We start from the raw sequence: 18,102 nt of genomic DNA, 5'->3' as shown, positions 1-18,102 counted from the left end.
GCCTCAGCCGATCCGCTCGTACCGCACGATCTCCGGCCGGAGCTTCAGCACGCGGATGAACGAGCGCAGCTGGTACGACCCACCACCCACCGTGACCCGGTAGCGGTCACCCCGCTCGACCTCGGCCGCGATGTCGTCCTGGTTCTCCCGTGTGACCCCGCGGAACAGGGTGAGCTCACCGCAGTCCGGCGAGGAGAACCGCACGAACGGCGAGTGCGAGTACCGACCGGTCGTGATGCCGACGGCCACCGCGTCGACCGAGCAGTCCAGCGTGACCGGGTGGGTGCGGTCGTAGACCGGCAGACCGAAGACGAAGACCGGCACGGACAGCAGCGGCACGAAGACCAGCAGCAGCGTGAGCCACCACCGCAGCCACGCACGACGCGGGTGTTGACGCGCCCACTCCCGTCGGCGGTTCTCCAGCCCCGTCTTCGAGTACCCGTGTCGTCCGGCCACTGTCCCCCCTCGTGGTCACCGATATCCTCGCAGAGTGGGGGAACACCGATGACGCATGTGGGGCCGCGCGCCAAGCGACGCCCCTTCGACCGCACCCGCCACGCCTGGACGTGGCTCAGGACGATGCCTCGGGACGACCGCAGGGGCCTCGCGCTCGTCGCCTGGTTCCTGCTGGCCGGGCTGCTCATCATGGGGAGCGGACTGATGGTCCTCTGCGGACTGTTCGCGACCCCCGGGAAGTACGTCGCGCTGCACCACGACACGCAGCTGCGCAACGAGGGCCGCACCGTCTCCGGTCTGGTCACCGACATCCGCGAGACGCGGCACGTCGGCGACCCGGACTGGACCGAGTACACGCCGACCGTCCGCACCCGCATCGGCGGTGCGACCGTGTCGACGCGGCTGGACGACGACTCCGCGGACCAGGCCGGCGTCTACCGGGTCGGGCAGCGCGTCCAGCTGATGATCGACCCGGCGCACCCCGACGAGCCCCGCGTCCGCAGCGACCGGATCCGCAACGCGCTCGTCGACGACGCGCGGACGTGGACGATCGTCCTCGTCGTCGGGGCGGCCGTGTTCGTCCCGCTCCTGACTGCGGCGATCCGCTGGGTCCGTCGCGAGGACCGCCGGACCGAGGCCCGTCGCCTCGAGCGCGCGGCCGAGCGCATCGCGGAGCGCGAGCAGGAACGCGACCAGCAGCGGAGAACGTGAGCACGCTCCGGACGGGAGGCACGGTGCCGGCCCGCACCGAACCTCCCGTCCGCGACGTGGCTGGCTATGCTCGCGACGTGACGGATGCGCGGACCACCAAGCGGGCGGCCATCCTGGCCGCGGCCTCGACGCTGTTCGTCGACCGGGGCTACGCGGGGACGTCGCTCCGCGACATCGGCCGCGCGGCCGACGCGGACGCGGCACTCGTGATCCACCACTTCGGCTCGAAGGACGGCCTGTTCCTGGCCGTCCTGGAGTCCGTCGGGCCGCAACACCCCATCTCGGAGGGGCCACTCGCCTCGCTCGGCGAACGGTTCATCCGGTTCGTGCTCGACGCTGGGCCACAGGTGCGCTCGACCTTCCTCGCGATGTTGCGCGCGGCGGACTCGGACAGCATCAACGAGGAACTCCGACGACAGCACGAGCTCGCCTTCGTCCACCCGCTCCGTGCGCGGCTGACCGGCGCCGACGCCGACCTGCGCGCGTCGCTCGCCGCCGGACTCGTCGGCGGGCTGCTCTACGCGCTCTGGGTGGTCGGTGACGAGACGCTGCTCGCCGCCGACCACGACCAGGTCGTCGCCAAGTACGGCCGGCTCCTGCAGGAACTGATCGACCCCAGCTGATCGAACCCACATGCGTTCCGACGGGGCTACTGCACGGACCAGCCGCCATCGGAGGCCAGGACCGCGCCGTTGATGTTCACGGCGTCGTCGCTGAGCAGGAACGTGATCGACGCAGCCAGCTGCTCCGCGGTGGCGAGGGACGGGATCGCCGCCTGGAACGGACCGAGGCGGGCTGCGCCGACCTCGGAGACGTGCGCGGGCATCGGGATGCCGGTGGCGACACCACCGGGGGCGACCGCGTTCACCCGGATGCCCTGCTGCGCGTACATGAACGCGGCACTCCTGGTCAGCCCGATCACGCCGTGCTTCGACACCGTGTAGGCGTTGCCGGACGCGTTCCCGCGGAGGCCGGCCTCGGAGGCGACGTTCACGATCGCACCCTTCCCGGCGGCGAGCATCACGGGCAGGACCGCCCGCGAGAGCTTGAACCCGCCGGTGAGGTTGATGCCGATGACCCGGTCCCACGTGGCGTCGGAGGTCTCGTGGAGGGGCGAGAAGTCGTCGTTGATGCCGGCGACGTTGGCGAGGGCGTCGATGCGGTCACCGGCGGCAGCGACGATCGCATCGATGTCCTCCTGCTTCGTGATGTCCCCGGTGGCGGTGACGACCTCGCCGCCGGCGGCCGACGCACCGCCGCCGAAGCCGGCTGCGAAGTCGGCGAGCCGCTCGGCGGAGACGTCGACGGCGACGACCCGGCCGCCTTCACGGACGATCCGCGACGCGGTCGCCCGCCCGATCCCCGACGCGGCGCCGGTGACGACGACGGTCTTGCCCGCGAACCGGCCTGCGGTGACCTGCTCGGTCCAGCCCGTGTCCTCGGTGGATTCGAGGATCTCGCCACCGTTGGCAGCCCGGACGAGGTCGTCGACGACCGACTGCGGCAACTGCCCGCCGGACATCACGACGAGCTGCTGCAACGCCATGCCACGGGCGGGCGCAAGGACCTCCGGGTCGAGGCCGGCCGGCGCGAGCAGGTCGCGGAGCAGGGCTCCCCCGGTGGGGTCGTCGAGCCACGAGCCGACGGTGGAGGAGCCGGTGAGCGGTGCGGACATGTGCGTTTCCCTTCGTCACCACCACGGGTCCGGCCGTGCCGGTCGACGAGCGTCGTTGCTGGGTGGCACTCGCATTCAACACTGTTGAACCGCGACGCCGACCGTGCTGATCCCGTGCGGTCGCTGGGAGTCCGCGAACGGCAGTAGTCTGAGCGTCCCGACAGCCACGATCCCCAGGAGGACCACGCATGTCAGTCGGCCTGCTCGCCGTCGTCGACGACATCCTGTCGGCCGCCCTCAAGGCCAGCGCGAAGACCGCCGGCGTCGTGATCGACGACGCCGCGGTGACCCCGCAGTACGTACAGGGCCTCGAACCCGCGCGCGAACTGCCGGTCGTCGGGCGCATCGCCCTCGGCAGCCTCTTCAACAAGTTCGTCATCATCATCCCCCTGGCGCTCCTGCTCACGGCGTTCGCCCCGTGGGTGCTGCCGTGGCTGCTCGTCCTCGGCGGCACGTACCTGTGCTTCGAGGGCGCCGAGAAGGTCATGGAGTGGTTCGGCTTCCACCACGAGAGCGGTGCCGCGGAGACGACGACCGAACCGAAGCTGGTGTTCGGCGCGATCAGGACCGACCTCATCCTGAGCACCGAGATCATGCTCATCGCGCTGGCGAGCCTCGACACCGGCCTCGGGTTCTGGGCGACGCTCGGCGCGCTCGCGGTGATCGCCCTCGCGATGACGGGGGTCGTCTACGGTGCCGTCGCACTGCTCGTGAAGGTCGACGACGTCGGCCTCCAGATGATGAGGAACCCCGTCCGCCGCACCCGGCGACTCGGCGCCAGGATCGTCGCCGCGATGCCGGCCGTCTTCCGCGTGATCAGCATCGTCGGCACCGTCGCGATGCTGTGGGTGGGCGGTCACCTGGTGATCGCGAACCTCGCCGAGACGTTCTGGCACGGCCCGCTGGACCTGCTGCACGTCGTCGAGCACGCGATCGAGGCCGCCGGCCCCGTCGTCACCTGGATCGTCGACACCGCGCTGTCGGCCGTGGCCGGCCTGGCGCTCGGCCTGGTCGTGGTCGCGGTCGTGACCGGCATCGGCCGGCTGCGCGGTCCGCGGCACCAGACCGCGCACTGACGGACGGGAGGCTCGTGGCGGGCCGGTCACGAGCCTCCCGTCCGTCAGCTGGTCACCGCGCGACGCGCCGGTCCGCGCGGTCGCCCGTCCGGCGGTCCGCACGGTCATCCGTCCGCCGATCCGCGCGGAGGCCGTCGACGGCGATGACCGCGAAGCGCCGCGCGGCTGCGAGCCGCTGCGCGGCGGGCGCGCGGGAGACGCCCCGTCCGGCGAGCAGCACCAGGACGAGGTCATCGAGGACGAAGTCCGCGCGGAGCGCACCGGCTGCCTGCGCCCGTCGCGCGAGGCCGGCGAGGCTCCGCAGCAGCTCGGCCCGGTGGCGCGCGAAGTCGACGGCGTCGGGGAAGTCGTTCGTGAAGGCCTCGACGAACGCGTGGTTCCTGGCGTTCAGCTCGCTCGAGTCGACGACCACCCTCCGGAGCCCACGCCACGGATCAGGATCGGCCGCCCCGCGTTCGACGATCGCACGGCACTCGCGGAGCTCCTCCGCGAACGCCGCGCCGACCAGGTCCTGCTTCGTCGGGAACCGTCGGTAGAGGGTCGCCGGTCCCACGCCGGCGCGTCGTGCGACCTCGCGCATCGTCACCCCGAGGCCGACCTCGTCGAACAGCGTCCTTGCCGCGTCGAGCAGGCGGTCGCGGTTGCCGAGCGCGTCGGAGCGCAAGTGAGGCATCGGGGCAGGCACGTCTCTCACTCTACGGAAGTGGACGCCCGCGTCCACTACCGTCGATCGCGCCGGCCGATCGGTGCCGGCAGGACCAGAGGAGGACGTCGTGCGCGCAGTGTCGATCGAGGAGTACGGCCCAGCGGAGGGGCTCGTCGTCTCGGAGCGCCCTGATCCCGTCGCCGGCCCCGACTCGGTGCTGATCGAGGTCGAGGCGATCGGGGTCGGCGGGGTCGACGCGGTGATCCGCCGCGGGACCCTCGGGAGTTCGTTCCCCGTCGGGATGGTCCCGGGGAGCGAGGTCGCGGGCACCGTCACCGCGGTCGGCGACGGCGTCGACGGCGCATGGGTCGGCCGGCGGGTGTGGGGCTTCACGGGCACCAGCGGGGCGTACGCCGAGCTGGCCGTGGCCCGGCTCGAGGACGTCACGGACCTCCCGGACGACCTGTCCGTCGTCGACGCGGTCGCGGTCGGCAGCGCCGCCACGGTCGCGCACTTCGCGCTCCGGCACGCACACCTGACGGCAGGCGGATCGGTCCTCGTGCGTGGCGCGGCCGGCAGTCTCGGGATCGCAGCCGTCCAGCTCGCAGCGCAGGCCGGCGCCACGACCATCGCGGTCACGACGTCGTCGTCCGAACGGGGCCGACGACTGCTGGACCTCGGTGCCACCCACGTCCTCGACCGCTCCGGTCACCCCCTCGACGACGGCCCGGCTCCGTCGGACTTCGACGTCCTGGTCGACGTCGCCGGCGGCCCCGAGCTGCCGTCGTTCCTCGAGATGCTCGCCCCGAACGGGCGCGCGGTCTCGATCGGGGTGGTGGGCGGCTACCCGCCGGCCGACTTCGGCATGACGCTCATGCGGCTGTTCCAGCGGTCGCTCTCGTTCGCGACGTTCAGTCTCGACACCGTCCCTCGCGCCGAGCGCAACGACGCCCGCGCCGCACTCCTCGCCACGGCCGCTGCCGACGGTCTGACCCCGGTCGTCGAGGCGGTCCTGCCGCTCGCCGACGCCGTCGAAGCGCACCGACGGATGGACGCCGGGAGCGTCTTCGGCCGGATCGTGCTGACGGCGCGCTGAGCGCGACTGACGGGAGGCGCGGTGCCAGCTGGCACCGTGCCTCCCGTCAGTCGTGGTCCCGGTTCAGGACGTCACTGCCCACCGAATCCGGTGGTCGCGATGCCCTTGATGATCTGTCGCTGGAAGAACAGGAACACGATGATGAGCGGCGCAGCCGCGAGCATCGCCGTCGCCATGTTCTGTGCGTACTGGATGCCGAACGCGCTCTTCACGGTCTGCAGCCCCACTGGGAGCGTCATCAGGTTCGCCTGGTTCGTCACGAGGAACGGCCAGAGGAAGTTGTTCCACGCCCCGATGAACACGAAGATCGCCACGGCGGCCAAGATCGGTCGCGACAGGGGCAGCACGATCGTGAAGAACACCCGGAGGCGCCCGGCTCCGTCGACACGCGCCGCTTCCTCGAGCTCGACCGGGATCTGGTCGAAGAACTGCTTGAGGATGAACACCATGGCCGGCGCGATCACCTGCGGCAGGATGATGCCGAGGTACGTGTCGACGAGGTTCATCGCCAGCATCTCGTAGAACAGCGGGATGATCAGCACCTGCGGCGGCACCATGATCGAGCCGATGATCGCGGCGTAGAGCCACTTCCGACCGGAGAAGTCGAGGCGGCTGAACGCGTACGCCGCCAGCGTCGACAGGATCACGGTGACCAGGGTGACGACGACGGACGTGAACAGCGAGTTCCAGATCCAGACCGGGATCTGCCCCTGGGTCAGCACCTTGACGTAGGCATCGATCGTGAAGCCGCCGGCAGGGATCCAGGACTGCTGCGCGGCCGCGGCGTCGGTCTCGGACTTCAGCGAGGTGTCGATCGCCCAGAGGATCGGCAGCAGCCAGCTGATCGCCAGCACGATCAGGACGACGAGCGCCCCGATGCGCGCGGGGCCCCACTTCGGCCCGTGGTGCTTCGTGGTCCGGACCCGGACGGTCGTGGTGGGTGTGCTCGTCTGGAGCGACTGCGGGTCGATGGTGGCGGTGCTCATGCTGCCTGTCCCTTCGTGGCGGCACGGACGGCGGCGCGCTTGCGACGCGCGTCGGCCCGATCGGCACGGGCGATGGCGTCACCACGACGCCCGGCGGTGAACTGTGCGATCGAGATGATGACGATCATCGCGAAGAAGATGTAGGAGATCGCGGACGAGTAGCCGAAGCGGTACCCGGTGAACCCGGACTCGAAGATGTACTCGACGATCGGCCGGGTGGAGCCGTTCGGTCCGCCGGTCGTCATCTGGTAGATCTGGTCGAACACCTTGAGGGACGCCAGGATCTGCAGGACGACGATGAGTCCGGTCGTGCCGCGCAGCTGCGGGAGCGTGATCGACCAGAGCTTCCGCCAGGTGCCGGCGCCGTCCAGCGACGCCGCTTCGTACTGCGACTCCGGGATGTTCTGCAGGGCGGCCAGGTACAGCAGGAAGTTGAAGCCGACGGTCCACCAGACCGTGGTGCCGACGACGGCGTACATCGCGATGTCCTGGTCGTTGAGCCAGTTGCTCGCCGGGAGTCCGATCGAGGTCAACAGGTGGTTGAACAGCCCGAGTTGCGGGTTGAAGAGCCACAGGAAGATCTGCGAGACGACGGTCGACGCGAGCAGGTACGGCATGAAGAAGGACAGTCGCCAGAGCCACTGTCCTGGCAGGCCGGTGTTCACCAGGAGCGCCATCGCGAGGGCGACGACCACGAGCGGGATCGTCGACAGGACGGTGAACCAGACGGTGTTGCCCATCGAGTGCCACATGTCGGCGTCCCCGAAGGCCTCGAAGTAGTTCGCGAAGCCGAGGAGGTGGTTGCCGGCGCCGGTGAGGCTGGTCGCGGTGAAGCTGAGGTAGAGGCCCCAGACGATGGGGACGACGAGGAACGCGACGAAGAACACGACGAAGGGGGCGACGAACGCCCACCCCGCGCGGTTGTCGCGCCTGCGCTTGACGGTCCGGCCCCTGGCGCGGGACGCGTCGCGTTCCCCGGCACTGACTGCGTGCGGTGTCGGACCTGCGGTTGCTGATGCCACGATGTTCTGGACTCCTTCGTCCGTCAGCCGGCCGGGTTCGGCTCGGAGAGCTTCTTGTTCACGACGCCCATCAGCTGGTCCCAACCGGCTTCGGGCTTGGTCTGACCGAGCAGCACGCCCTGCAGTGCGTTCCCGACCGCGGTCTGGAAGTCGCTGCCGGCGCCGGTGAACCACGCCTGCGGGTCGTAGTTCGCGATGTCCGCGGCCCGGGCGTAGTGCGCCTGGGGCAGCAGCTTCTTGTACTCGGCGCTGTCGGTGACCGGGTTGTACGCCGGGATGTGTCCCGCCTGCGCCCAACTGAGGGACCGCTTGACGATCGCGGCGACGAACTCGTGCGCGTCACGGCGCTTCTGCTCGTCGACGACGTTCTGGTGCGGGAGCACGAAGGTGTGCGAGTCGGCGTAGGCCGCTGGCTCGGAGTACATCGTCGGGATCGGCTGGGCGTCGAACGGGATCTTCGCGTCCTTCATCGACGGGGTGTCCCAGACGCCGGTGAACATGATCCCGGACTTCTGCGTGACGAACTCGGCGAGCGCGGTGCCACCGTCCGCGGCGTTGGCCGCGATGTCGCCGTCGAGCATCGTCTTCATGAAGTCGAGCGCGGCCATCGCCGCGTCCTTCTCGACCTCGGCCTTCTTGCCCGGCGTGAACACCATCGTGGCGCCCTGCTGCCGGTAGAGCGTGTAGAGCATCCGCCACAGGTTCGCGCCGTCGTTGAGGTACCCGTACGAGATGCCGTGGGTCTTCGTGACGCCCTTGACCGCTCGGCCGACCTCGAGCAGCTGGTCGGGGCTCGAGATGTCGACGATGCGCCCGTCGCTGCCGAGCGCACCGGCCTTGTCGAGGACGTCGGTGTTGTAGAACTGCACGAACGGGTGGGCGTCGAGCGCCACGGCGTAGTGCTTGCCGTCGACGAAGGTCTTCTTCCACACCGCCGCCGGGTAGTCCGATTCACGGACGCCGAACTCGGCGAGCAGGTCGTCGTCCCATGTGTCGAGCAGGCCGCCGGGCGCGTAGCCCTCGAGGCGGCTCGCGTGCATGATCGCGAGGTCCGGTGCACGGCCCCCGACGCTCGCCATCGCGAGCTTCGTGTAGTACGGCGTTCCCCAGGCGAGGACCGTCTGCTGGGCGGCGACACCGGTCGCCGCGTCGGCACGTTTGACGAGGTCGGCCATCTTCGCCCCGTCACCGCCGGTCAGCAGGTGCCAGAACTGGAGTCGGTCGGCGCCGGAGGCGGCGGTCGATCCGGTCGCGCAGCCGGTGAGGCCGCCGGCGAGCACCGCGCCGCCGAGGATCGATGCGCCGCCGACCAGCAACTGCCGGCGGGAGAGGGGGGACATTCGGGTTCACTCCTTCGTGAAGTGGTACATCGTTGTAGTGGCAGACGTGGCTGCACGCGCCTGCCGGTCGGGGCCGTTCAGGGACGAGCAGCTGCCTCGATCGCGGCGACCCGGGTCTGGATCTCGCGGATGCGTTCGATGTCGAACTTCTGTCCGCGGGCGAAGTCGTACACGCCGTTCTGCTCCTGGAACACGTCGGTGAGCTGCGTGTAGCAGTACCCGAACATGTGCTCGTTGCCGAGGAGCGCGGTCACGAGCCCCTCGAAGCGCTCGTAGAAGTCGTCGAGCGAGCGGACCCGTTCCCCGTACCCCCACGAGGTCGTGCCTGACTGTTCCGGGGCATCAGCGGCGGCAGCGGCCTCGGCGTTCCACCAGATGCCGCCGAACTCGCTGCAGAAGTAGGGCTGGCCGTTGTACGGCAGGCTCCACGGCGTCGCGCCCTCCACGTGTCGGTCGCCGTCGTCCTCGGTGTTGATGAACGCCGTCCGCGTCGTGGGGTCGAGCATCCCGAGCGTCGCGCTGAACGTGGCCGGGTCCTGGTCGTAGTTGTGCGAGTCGTAGACGTCGGTCTCGAACACGCGGTGCGCGTAGCCTGACGCGTCGAGCACCGGACGGGTCGTGTCCATCGCCTTGGTTGCGAGGAACATCGCCCGGGTGACGTCGTCGAGGGCGGTGATCCGGTCGGAGATGTGCTGTCGCGTCTCGTTGAGCGGGCACCACCCGATGATGGCCGGGTGCGAGTAGTCGCGCTCGAGTGCTTCGAGCCACTCGGCGACGTAGCTGGCGTCGGGCTGCTGCCGGTCGTCGCTCGGGCCGGTGGTCTTGCAGCCCCAGTCCCCGAACTCGCCCCACACGAGGTAGCCCAGACGGTCGGCGTGGTACATGAACCGCTCCTCGAAGACCTTCTGGTGCAGGCGTGCACCGTTGAACCCGGCCTGCATGCTGAGCTCGATGTCGTGCACGAGCGCAGCGTCCGACGGCGCGGTGAGGAGTCCGTCGGCGTAGAGGCCCTGGTCGAGCACGAGGCGCTGGAAGACCGTCTCGCCGTTGATGAGCACCGACCGGCCAACGATCGAGACGCTGCGGAGCCCGGCGTAGCTGCCGACCTGGTCGACCACGGCACCGTCTGCGTCCAGCAGCTCGACGCGGACGTCGTAGAGGAACGGATCGGCGATCGACCACGGCCGGACGCGGCCTTCCGCGATCGCGACCGTGAGCCGCGGCGTCAGCGTGAGGTCGGCACGGACCTCGCGCTCCCCCACCACGCCGTGCTCGTCGGAGACGGTCACGCGGACGCGACCACCCGGCAGCCCGGTGCTGAGCGGGACCTCGACGGCGAAGTGCTCGCCGTCGAGGTCCGGCGTGATCCGCGGACGGCCGATCGCGACCTCGGGGACCGGCTCGAGCCAGACCGTCTGCCAGATGCCCGTCGTGCGGGTGTAATCGGCATCGTGGTTCGCGTACTCGGTGGACTGCTTCCCCCGTGCCTGCGGTGCGTCCTTCGAGTCACGGGCGCGGACTGTCAGGGTGACCATGTCGCCGGCGCGGACCCCGGCGCGGGCGGTGAGGTCGAACGTGAAGCTCGTGAACCCGCCGCGGTGCCGACCGACCTCTCGCCCGTCGACCCAGACGGTCGTGTCGTGGTCCACCGCGCCGAAGTGCAGCAGGATCCGCCCGTCCCAGTCCGTCGGCACCGAGACCTGTCGGCGGTACCAGACGGCGTGGTGGAAGTCGACGTCGCCGATGCCCGAGAGCGTCGACTCCGGCGCGAAGGGCACCGTGATCTCCCGCGACAGCTCGGCATCAGGGGACGACAGGCCGCGTTCGAAGCCCGAGTCACCCGGATCGAAGTCGAAGCCCCACCGGCCGTTGAGGTTCATCCACCGCTCGCGGGTGCACTGCGGCCGGGGGTACTCGGGGCGGGGCGTCTGGGAGGTCGTGGTCATGGCTCTTCCTTGAGTCGGTACCGGGGGGTCGCCTCGACGCTACAACGTTGCAATTGAGCTGTCCACCCTGCTCACCGCGGCCGGGCCGAAGGGGTCACCGAGACCCGCAGCGATCCGTCTTTCGACCCCGAGTACGGGGTCGTGTACGACACCCGCTCGGTGAAGCGCTCGTCGGAGCCCTCCGCGCCGCACGTCAGCTCGAGACCGGCGCCGTCCACAGGGGTGCACGAGCCGGTCTGTCGGAGACCCAGATCGGAGCGATCGAGGATGCCACGGAAGGCGGCGTCGTCGAGCGTCGGCGGAGCCGAGTACGTCCTCGTCACCGACGGACACGGATGCCCGAACCCGGACAGCTGGAGGCAGAGTCCGGCCCCGCGCGTCAGTTCCTCGTGCTCGAGCTCCCACCCCGACGGCACCGCGACCCGGTCGGCGATGCGACGGACGCCTCCGTCATCCGACGCAGCGACCCCGACCCACGTCCCGCCACCCACCAGGGCCGCCGCAACCGCGATGACGACCACCCATCTCGCTTGCACCTGCGCCCCCTTTCGCCTCGCCGGATCTTCGCGGAGCGTGTCAGGCCACCGCTACCGCACGTCCGGGGCACACGAAGACCGAGCCCTGTTGCATAACGGAACGGTAACGAGGGGGAACCGGTCCAAACCCTTTCCGGGACGGTGCCGAATCCCATGCACAGACCGGGAAACACCCGGAGCGCTCACCAGCCGCAGATAGCTGGTTCTCCACTCCTTGTCGGAGTGTGTTCGGCGCGCTTTCAGTCCGCCGCGCCGAGCGCGACACAGCAAAGGAATGACCATCATGCGCAAGTCCCTCAAGACCACCATCACCCTCGCCACGACGGGTGCCCTCGTCCTCGGCGGTGCCGCGTTCGGTGTCTCCGCCGCGAACGCGTCGACCCCCGCGATCCACACCGTCGCGTCGTCGTCGTCGAAGATCCCCGCACCGGTCGCGTCGGTTCCCGAGGTCCTCGGTGGCGACACCTCCGTCGCGCTGGACTCCGGCTTCACCGACGCGCTCACCGCGCTGAAGCTGACCCCGGGTGTGTCCGGCAACGCCAAGCTCGCCGACGGCGCCGTGTCGTTCCCGATCACCTCCGGCTCGGTCACCTACTGGTCCCCGGACGGGAAGTACCGTCCGTACGTGCAGGGCCTGCTGAACCACGACGACTCCGGTCTGACCCTGAAGGCCGGGGACACGACCGTCACGCTGGAGAACTTCGTGGTGAACCCGGGCTCGTCCAAGCTCTACGGTGACGTCCTGGTCAACGGGCAGGTCGCCGCAGCGAACGCGTACCTGTTCAGCCTGCACGGCGGGACCCTCAAGCCCCTGCAGCTCGAGGGTGACAACGCGATCCTCACCGGCACCACCGTCCACGTCTCCGCGGACGCCGCGAAGCTGCTCAACAGCACCTTCAAGACCGACGCCGTCAAGAGCGGCCTCCTCGTCGGCACCGCAACCATCACCGCCAAGATCAAGTAAGCACGCCTGGCGCAGGTTTCCGTCTGCGCATGACAGACCGGAAAAGCCAACGCCCCGTCGCACCCGCGACGGGGCGTTGTGCTGTGCCGCTCGCCCACTCCGCTGTCGTCGTCCTCACCCTCCCTGGGCCAGGCCGGTGATCAGGTTGATGGCGACCGCGACCACGAAGGTGCCGAAGAAGTAGGACAGCAGCGCGTGACCCAGGGCGATCCGGCGTGACGGGGTGGACGACTGGGTGATGTTGCCCGCGTTGTAGGCCATCCCGATCGAGAAGGCCGTGTAGGCGAAGTCACTGTAGGACGGGTCCTCGTCCTGATCGAAGTCGAAACGGTGGCTGTCGTCGATGTAGTACATGCGCGCGTACTTGAAGGCGTACACGGTGTTCACGACCGCCCAGGCCGCCACGACGCCGACGACCGCGAGGATCGCAGCGGCAGACCCGACCGGGTCCTTCTGCTGGCTGCGGACGAGCGCGAAGAGCACCAGGACGAGGCTGAGGAACGTCGCGGCGATGACGAGGACGTCGACCAGCTTCCGTGACCGGTCCTCGTGGCGAGCGAGGGCACGGGTCCGCTCGGGATCTGCCGGCCAGGCCGCGGACCACGCCCAGACGAGGAACACTCCTGCGGCGATCGCCCAGCCCAACAGCGGCGACAGATCGGGGACACCGAGGAGAGCGGCGATCACCGCGACCACTGCCCCGACGATCGCGCCGACACCGGCCTTCATCGACAGGTGGGACATGACCCTTCCTTCCTGAACAGTGGTTCTTCGTCCAGCCGCGCATGCAGCTTCGAGACCACCACGCGACGCTCAGCCCTGCCGGGCGCGCGAGAGCGGCACGTAGAGACCGGCACGCTCCGCGCGCACGGCGGCGAGCGTGCGCGACGTGGCATCGAGCTTGAACAGGATGTGCTCGATGTGCGCAGCGACCGTGCGGGGGGCGATCATCAGCGCTCGGGCGATCTCGAGGTTCGAGCACCCCTCGATCACGTGGCCCAGCACCTCGAGTTCGCGCGGCGTCAAGCCCCGCAGGCGCCCGGCGGGTGAGAGCACGACGACCCCTCGGGCCGCTGTCTGGAGATCCCGATCGCAGGCGAGCACGGTCGCCCGCGTGTAACCGTCCGGCAGCTGTCGGCTCCCACGCGGCCACAGGAACGTGGCGTAGCGCTGTCCTTCACTGATGGCGTCCCTGGCCGCATCGACGAGCGCGGAATCGGCGGCGAGGAGCACGTCATCGGACAGGCCCGGTATGCGGGTGACCCCGGAGCCGGCAAGCAGCACCACGCCCGACCGGGCTCCGCTGACGGAGGCTGCCGACGTCGCCAGCGACCGGACCGGGTCGATGCCCGACGCGAACTCGGGCAGGAGCCGAGTGAGTCGCCGGCGGAGTGTCCGCGACGGCGGGGCCGCGCTCCGGAACAGCACCGTCATGAAGCCCACGTGACGCCCGCCGTCCTCGAACAGTGCGACGGACAACGCCTCGTGGAATCCTGCGGGGAGCAGGCACTCCGCCCACGTCTGCAGGTCCGCCGACGGATAGGGCAGGTCGGAGAGACTGGTGGGAGGCCGTGCGCGATCAAGACCGGTCCGCTCGATGTCGCGTGCCACCTCGGGACCGCTCAGGTAGCGGACGCTCGACTCGTCGAGGTCCGTGCTCGCGACCGCGCTGTACCCCGTGCTCCCCCGTTCGGCCAGTGCCATCCACGCGCCGTCGAACGGGATGTGGTGGTGCAGTTCATCGAGCAGCGCCTGCGCTCGATCGTGGACGGGACCCGGGCGCGCTGCGATCTCAGCGAGCAGCAGTGCAGCAGTGCGTGTCACGGTTCGACCACCTCATGACCATCGGCGGCGGGAATCGAAGGAGTTGTCCGAAAACCGTCTCTCGCCGGTCTAGCACGGTGATGCGGTACGCGTGCCCACACTGCGCGAAGTCGGATGGGCATGTCTGCCGATGGTGCTCCCGCTCCGGGTGGCGTGCCATGAGGGTGTCGCGCGGCAGACCGGCCCGCGGCGCAAGCCAGGGCACGTCCCGCACGAGAGGAGACGAACATGAAAGCCGTTGTCTACGAGGGGCCGCGCAAGGTCACGGTGCAGGACGTCCCCGATGCGCGCATCGAGCGCCCGACCGACGTGCTGGTGCGCGTCACCACGACCAACATCTGCGGATCCGACCTCCACATGTACGAGGGGCGCACCAGCTTCGAGACCGGCCGCTGGTTCGGTCACGAGAACATGGGCGAGGTGATCGAGGTCGGCGGCGGTGTGGACAAGGTCAAGGTCGGGGACCACGTCGTCCTGCCGTTCAACGTGGCGTGCGGGCACTGCAAGAACTGCGAGCGCGGGCTGACCAACTACTGCCTCACCGCTCAGCCCGTTCCCGAGTGGGCGGGTGCCGCGTACGGATTCGCGGACATGGGCCCATGGGCCGGCGGACAAGCCGAACTCCTGCGGGTGCCCTGGGGCGACTTCAACTGTCTCCGACTGGGCGAGGACGCTGAGGAGAAGGCATCCGACTACGTGATGCTCGCCGACATCTTCCCGACCGGCTACCACGCCACCGAGATGGCGGGAGTGCAGCCGGGCGACCAGACCGTCATCTACGGCGCCGGCCCGGTCGGACTGATGGCCGCCCTGTCGGCCACCATCCGGGGAGCGAGCAAGGTGATGGTCGTCGACCGGCATCCGGACCGCCTCCGACTGGCGGAGTCCATCGGCGCGATCGCCATCGACGACTCGAAGGTCGACCCCGTGCAGGCCGTCCTCGAGCAGACGATGGGGCTCGGCGCCGACAACGGCTGCGAATGCGTCGGCTACCAGGCGCACGACCCCGGTGGTGACGAACAGCCGAACCTCACGCTCAACCGTCTGGTGCAGTCGGTGCGGTTCACCGGACGGATCGGAACCGTCGGCGTGTTCGTGCCGCAGGACCCAGGCGGACCCGACGACTTGGCGAAGCAGGGCCAGATCGCATTCGACATCGGACTGCACTGGTTCAAGGGCCAGATCATGGGCACCGGACAGGCGCCGGTCAAGAAGTACAACCGACCGCTCCGCGACCTGATCGCTGCTGGTAAGGCGACACCGTCGTTCATCGTCAGCCACGAGCTGCCGCTCGATGGCGCTCCCGACGCCTACGAGCACTTCGACAACCGAGACGACGGGTGGACCAAGGTCGTCCTCAAGCCCGGGAAGCGGTCCTGATCATGGTGGGCAGAGCTGCCGCCGCGGTCGGGGTCGCGGGGGTCGCCGTCGGCCTGGTCGCCCGGTCGTTGGTGACGAAGCCTCGGGGATCGGACGGTGACGCGGCACACCCGGAAGGATGGAAGGCGGTAACCGTCCTGGGCGATGCCGATGCGTTCGAGCGCGACGGCTACCCAGAGCCGCTCGGACGTCTGGCTGCGGCGCTTGAGATCCGGGTCGAGCCCGCTCCGGGCGACAAGGGCTTCGAGGTGCATGCCCGCGTGCCTGACGGTGCCGACCTCGGAGTGGACGGCAGCGATCCGAACCGGACCCTGCGGGAAGCGCTGCGCGATGCCAAGCAGGTCTTCGAGACAGGCGAGGTCCTGCGCGCAACCCCGAGACCGCACGGCGACCGTCCACGCACGCTGCTCGGCCACGCGGTCGACGAAGCAGAAGACGATGCGAAGGGCGAGGGTGTGCTGTGAGGGCCCTGTGCTGGACCGGGGTGAACGAACTCTCGGTGGAGAACGTCGATGACCCGGAGATCCTCAACGCCCAGGACGCCATCGTCAAGGTGACGTTGAGCACGACCTGCGGGTCCGACCTCCACCTGCTCGGCGGGTACGTCCCCACCATGCGGGCAGGCGACGTGCTCGGACACGAGTTCATCGGCGAGGTCGTCGAAGTCGGATCGGCCGTCACCGAGCACAAGGTCGGTGACCGGGTCGTGGTGTGCTCGTTCATCAGCTGCGGGAAGTGCTGGTACTGCCGCAACGAACTGTTCTCGCTCTGCGACAACGGCAACCCCAACGCGGGCATCCCCGAGATGCTCTGGGGCCAGGCACCCGGCGGCTGCTACGGCTACTCGCACGCACTGGGCGGATGGGCCGGGAGTCACGCGGAGTACATCCGGGTGCCGTACGCGGACCAGGGTGCCTTCCCCGTCCCGGACGGGGTCAGCGACGAGCGGGCGCTCTTCGCGTCCGACGCCGCCCCGACGGGATGGATGGGAGCGGACCTCGGGGGTGTGCGGCCCGGCGACACCGTCGCCGTCTGGGGCGCTGGTGGTGTCGGCCAGATGGCTGCGCGCAGTGCGATGCTGCTCGGCGCGGAACGCGTCATCGTGATCGACCGCTTCCAGGAACGGCTCACGCAGGTCGAGCAGGTCATCGGTGCAGAGACCATGAACTACGAGACGGCCGAGGTGACGGCCGAGCTCCGAGAACGCACGGGTGGCCGCGGCCCCGACGTGTGCATCGAGGCTGTCGGCATGGAGGCACACCGCGACGGGCCCGATTTCGCCTTCGACCAGCTGAAGCAGCAGCTGCGGCTGCAGACGGACAGACCGACTGCCGTCCGTGAGGCGGTCTTCGCTGCGCGCAAGGGCGGCAGCATCTTCGTGCTGGGCGTCTTCGGGGGCTTCGTCGACAAGTTCCCCCTCGGGGCGGTGATGAACAAGGGCCTGACGCTCCGGTCCGCTCAGCAGCACGGACACCGGTACATCCCGATGCTCCTCGAGCGGATGGCGCGGGACGAGATCGTCACAGAGCACCTCGCCACGCACGTCATGCCACTCGACGACGGACCCGGCGGCTACGCCATGTTCAAGGAGAAGACCGACGGATGCGTCAGGGCCGTCTTCCGACCCTGATCGACGCCCCGGCAACGGACGGGCTACCGATCGATGCGTGCGAGCCAGTCGCGGACCAGGGCGGTGGTGACCTCGGGTTGCTCGAGGTGCACGTTGTGTCCGGCGGCGTCGAGGACGACGAAGCTCCCTCGTGGGTAGTGGTCCCGGAGTGCGAGGCCGTCTTCGTACCCGACGACGTCGTCCTGCCGACCGAACAGATGCAGCGCCGGCGCGGTGAACGGCGCCGGATGACGTGCCTCGGGCACGGCCTCCAGCGCGTAGTCAGCGGCGATGCGCTCCATGATCGCAGCGTCCGAGCCGCGGAGACCGGGCAACACGTACTGCTTGAACGCTGCAAACGCGGCCGTGTCCTGGATGACGCTGACCTCCTCGAACGCTTCTCGCGCGTCACCGGCCGCCTCGAGGACGGACGGGTCGGTCTGGAGCACGGTGCGCTCGGGGACGGCGCGGTCCGCGTGTGCTGGTTGCACGACCCCCGCCAGGGTCGCGACGCCGAGCACGCGGTCCCGGCGTTCGTGCGCGACATGGCGGGCGATCATGCCGCCGAAGGAGTTCCCGATGACGGCGAACGGCTCGTCGCCGAGGTGCTCGTCGATCTCCGCGAGGACACCGTCGGCCACCTCGCCCGCGCTCGTCGCGGTCGAGGTGCCCGCGGCGGCCTCGGTCCACGGGAGGTCGAGGAACACGAGTCGCCAGGGCAGGTCCTGCACCGCGTCCGCCAGCGGCAGCATGATGCGATGGTCCACCCCGAATCCGTGGAGGGCGACGAGCGGACGACCAGCACCGAGGACGCGAACGATCACCCGGCAAGCCT

General features: G+C 69.6%; 19 protein-coding genes. 8 read left to right on the top strand and 11 right to left on the bottom strand.

Features of this window, described 5'->3' with window-relative positions:
- Positions 1 to 3 precede the first annotated feature (3 nt).
- Complete coding sequence (locus tag AAEP80_RS07200; RefSeq protein WP_420366525.1) at positions 4 to 456, bottom strand: hypothetical protein; 453 nt, start codon at positions 454 to 456, stop codon at positions 4 to 6.
- Positions 457 to 504: 48 nt separating this feature from the next.
- On the opposite strand from AAEP80_RS07200, the gene AAEP80_RS07195 reads away from it, so the two are divergent.
- Together AAEP80_RS07195 and AAEP80_RS07190 are read left to right on the top strand one after the other, a co-directional pair.
- Complete coding sequence (locus AAEP80_RS07195) at positions 505 to 1,167, top strand: DUF3592 domain-containing protein (RefSeq protein ID WP_420366524.1); 663 nt, start codon at positions 505 to 507, stop codon at positions 1,165 to 1,167.
- Between the two features lie 77 nt (positions 1,168 to 1,244).
- Positions 1,245 to 1,790, top strand: coding sequence for a TetR family transcriptional regulator (locus AAEP80_RS07190; RefSeq protein WP_420366523.1), 546 nt, complete (start codon positions 1,245 to 1,247; stop codon positions 1,788 to 1,790).
- A gap of 26 nt (positions 1,791 to 1,816) precedes the next feature.
- Here AAEP80_RS07190 and AAEP80_RS07185 read toward each other — a convergent pair whose 3' ends face one another.
- Positions 1,817 to 2,842: an SDR family NAD(P)-dependent oxidoreductase gene (locus tag AAEP80_RS07185; RefSeq protein WP_420366522.1), complete on the bottom strand. Its 1,026-nt coding sequence runs from the start codon at positions 2,840 to 2,842 to the stop codon at positions 1,817 to 1,819.
- Positions 2,843 to 3,030: 188 nt separating this feature from the next.
- Here AAEP80_RS07185 and AAEP80_RS07180 point away from each other — a divergent pair, with 188 nt between their 5' ends.
- The gene (locus AAEP80_RS07180) at positions 3,031 to 3,918 is read left to right on the top strand and encodes a DUF808 domain-containing protein (RefSeq protein WP_420366521.1); all 888 of its coding nucleotides are present in this window, start codon (positions 3,031 to 3,033) and stop codon (positions 3,916 to 3,918) included.
- A 52-nt stretch (positions 3,919 to 3,970) separates the two neighbouring features.
- Here AAEP80_RS07180 and AAEP80_RS07175 read toward each other — a convergent pair whose 3' ends face one another.
- Complete coding sequence (locus AAEP80_RS07175) at positions 3,971 to 4,591, bottom strand: TetR/AcrR family transcriptional regulator (RefSeq protein WP_420366520.1); 621 nt, start codon at positions 4,589 to 4,591, stop codon at positions 3,971 to 3,973.
- 100 nt (positions 4,592 to 4,691) lie between these two features.
- On the opposite strand from AAEP80_RS07175, the gene AAEP80_RS07170 reads away from it, so the two are divergent.
- The gene (locus tag AAEP80_RS07170; protein ID WP_420366519.1) at positions 4,692 to 5,660 is read left to right on the top strand and encodes a zinc-dependent alcohol dehydrogenase family protein; all 969 of its coding nucleotides are present in this window, start codon (positions 4,692 to 4,694) and stop codon (positions 5,658 to 5,660) included.
- A gap of 71 nt (positions 5,661 to 5,731) precedes the next feature.
- Here the strand turns inward: AAEP80_RS07170 and AAEP80_RS07165 are convergent, their stop codons facing one another.
- The 5 genes from AAEP80_RS07165 to AAEP80_RS07145 all read right to left on the bottom strand — a co-directional run bounded on the left by AAEP80_RS07165 (position 5,732) and on the right by AAEP80_RS07145 (position 11,490).
- Positions 5,732 to 6,646, bottom strand: a complete 915-nt coding sequence (locus tag AAEP80_RS07165) for a carbohydrate ABC transporter permease (protein ID WP_420366518.1) — start codon at positions 6,644 to 6,646, stop codon at positions 5,732 to 5,734.
- Positions 6,643 to 7,668, bottom strand: coding sequence for a carbohydrate ABC transporter permease (locus tag AAEP80_RS07160; protein ID WP_420366517.1), 1,026 nt, complete (start codon positions 7,666 to 7,668; stop codon positions 6,643 to 6,645). Before AAEP80_RS07160 ends, AAEP80_RS07165 begins: the two co-directional genes overlap by 4 nt.
- A 23-nt stretch (positions 7,669 to 7,691) precedes the next feature.
- A complete protein-coding gene (locus tag AAEP80_RS07155; RefSeq protein ID WP_420366516.1) occupies positions 7,692 to 9,008 on the bottom strand; it encodes an extracellular solute-binding protein in 1,317 nt (438 codons plus the stop codon).
- A 77-nt stretch (positions 9,009 to 9,085) separates the two neighbouring features.
- Positions 9,086 to 10,954 carry a glycoside hydrolase family 2 protein gene (locus AAEP80_RS07150; RefSeq protein WP_420366515.1) on the bottom strand — a complete coding sequence of 623 codons (1,869 nt, stop codon included), beginning with the start codon at positions 10,952 to 10,954 and terminating at the stop codon, positions 9,086 to 9,088.
- A gap of 71 nt (positions 10,955 to 11,025) precedes the next feature.
- Positions 11,026 to 11,490: a hypothetical protein gene (locus AAEP80_RS07145; protein WP_420366514.1), complete on the bottom strand. Its 465-nt coding sequence runs from the start codon at positions 11,488 to 11,490 to the stop codon at positions 11,026 to 11,028.
- Positions 11,491 to 11,773: 283 nt separating this feature from the next.
- On the opposite strand from AAEP80_RS07145, the gene AAEP80_RS07140 reads away from it, so the two are divergent.
- Positions 11,774 to 12,454, top strand: coding sequence for a hypothetical protein (locus tag AAEP80_RS07140; RefSeq protein WP_420366239.1), 681 nt, complete (start codon positions 11,774 to 11,776; stop codon positions 12,452 to 12,454).
- 114 nt (positions 12,455 to 12,568) lie between these two features.
- On the opposite strand, the gene AAEP80_RS07135 is transcribed toward AAEP80_RS07140, so the two are convergent.
- Both AAEP80_RS07135 and AAEP80_RS07130 read right to left on the bottom strand, forming a co-directional pair.
- Positions 12,569 to 13,198: a DUF1345 domain-containing protein gene (locus tag AAEP80_RS07135; RefSeq protein ID WP_281267014.1), complete on the bottom strand. Its 630-nt coding sequence runs from the start codon at positions 13,196 to 13,198 to the stop codon at positions 12,569 to 12,571.
- A gap of 69 nt (positions 13,199 to 13,267) precedes the next feature.
- Positions 13,268 to 14,278: a response regulator transcription factor gene (locus tag AAEP80_RS07130; RefSeq protein ID WP_420366513.1), complete on the bottom strand. Its 1,011-nt coding sequence runs from the start codon at positions 14,276 to 14,278 to the stop codon at positions 13,268 to 13,270.
- A gap of 228 nt (positions 14,279 to 14,506) precedes the next feature.
- Between AAEP80_RS07130 and AAEP80_RS07125 the strand changes: the two genes are divergently transcribed.
- Genes AAEP80_RS07125 through AAEP80_RS07115 form a run of 3 tightly spaced genes read left to right on the top strand, consistent with a single transcriptional unit; the run spans position 14,507 to position 17,288 of the window.
- Entirely contained in the window at positions 14,507 to 15,658 is a 1,152-nt protein-coding gene (locus AAEP80_RS07125) for a glutathione-independent formaldehyde dehydrogenase (RefSeq protein WP_420366512.1), read from the top strand.
- Positions 15,619 to 16,122, top strand: a complete 504-nt coding sequence (locus tag AAEP80_RS07120; protein WP_420366511.1) for a hypothetical protein — start codon at positions 15,619 to 15,621, stop codon at positions 16,120 to 16,122. Before AAEP80_RS07125 ends, AAEP80_RS07120 begins: the two co-directional genes overlap by 40 nt.
- A 35-nt stretch (positions 16,123 to 16,157) precedes the next feature.
- Positions 16,158 to 17,288 (top strand): zinc-dependent alcohol dehydrogenase, encoded by a 1,131-nt coding sequence (locus tag AAEP80_RS07115; protein WP_420366510.1) that lies wholly within the window; start codon positions 16,158 to 16,160, stop codon positions 17,286 to 17,288.
- A 23-nt stretch (positions 17,289 to 17,311) separates the two neighbouring features.
- On the opposite strand, the gene AAEP80_RS07110 is transcribed toward AAEP80_RS07115, so the two are convergent.
- Positions 17,312 to 18,091 carry an alpha/beta fold hydrolase gene (locus AAEP80_RS07110; protein ID WP_420366509.1) on the bottom strand — a complete coding sequence of 260 codons (780 nt, stop codon included), beginning with the start codon at positions 18,089 to 18,091 and terminating at the stop codon, positions 17,312 to 17,314.
- Positions 18,092 to 18,102 lie beyond the last annotated feature (11 nt).

The sequence above is a fragment of the Curtobacterium sp. L3-7 genome, assembly GCF_048756585.1.
Classification (GTDB): domain Bacteria; phylum Actinomycetota; class Actinomycetes; order Actinomycetales; family Microbacteriaceae; genus Curtobacterium.
The sequence above is the reverse complement of the archived record's forward strand: the minus strand, read 5'-3'. Positions and strand labels throughout refer to the sequence as shown.